General features: G+C 67.7%; 1 protein-coding gene. It reads left to right on the top strand.

Going from position 1 to position 641, the window contains the following annotated elements; translation table 11 throughout:
- The first annotated feature begins 316 nt into the window (after positions 1–316).
- On the top strand, positions 317–607 hold the full coding sequence (locus LG661_RS24820) for a hypothetical protein (RefSeq protein ID WP_230534658.1): 291 nt from the start codon (positions 317–319) through the stop codon (positions 605–607).
- The last annotated feature ends 34 nt before the right edge of the window (positions 608–641 follow it).

Below are 641 nucleotides of genomic sequence, written 5' to 3'. Positions count from 1 at the left end.
TTGCCCACCAAAATCACCTTGTTCACCGATCCAGCCATAACGGCCCCTCCTCTTTAGATGGAGCTGTTCTGAGGCCCGGGAGCCCGGGGGACAAGCGCGGCGGCAGGTTCTGCACAGGCCTGTCCCCAGAAACGCTCCGCTGGGCCCGGCGCCGGCTCGCAGCCTTGACAGGCCGGAAAGCTTAGCCGGGCTTTCGTACGGTCAAATACCGTCTGAGAAGAAACCTAACACGGCTCGCCACGTTAGCCGTTGGACCGTGCAGGCGGCTGCGGCCCCTCGCTGACAGGTCTGACACCACTCTAACGAGGAGGAAGAGATGTACAAGATCGCCTTCGTCATCGCGGCCTGCGCAACGGCTGCGGCATGTTCCCCGACCACGACCGGCGCGGTCGGCGGCGCGACCGCCGGCGCTCTCGTCGGCGGCCCCGTGGGCGCCGTCGTGGGCGGCGGCCTTGGCGCTGCGGCCGGTGGCGTGAGCGGCGCGACGGCCGGCGGCTACACGGATACCCGTGTCGTCCAGGCTCGTCCCGGCTACTGCTACGTTTACGATCAGAGGAATCGCCGCGTGAACAACGTCTACGGCGACCCGGCAGTCCGTCCTTGCTAAATCCCCGAGTGCGGAAGGCCCGCCGCGCGGCGGG

Origin of the sequence: Microvirga roseola, assembly GCF_020866965.1 — a bacterium.
Lineage (GTDB): Bacteria > Pseudomonadota > Alphaproteobacteria > Rhizobiales > Beijerinckiaceae > Microvirga > Microvirga roseola.
Note: the sequence above shows the minus strand (reverse complement) of the source record. Positions and strands in the feature narration are given on the sequence as shown.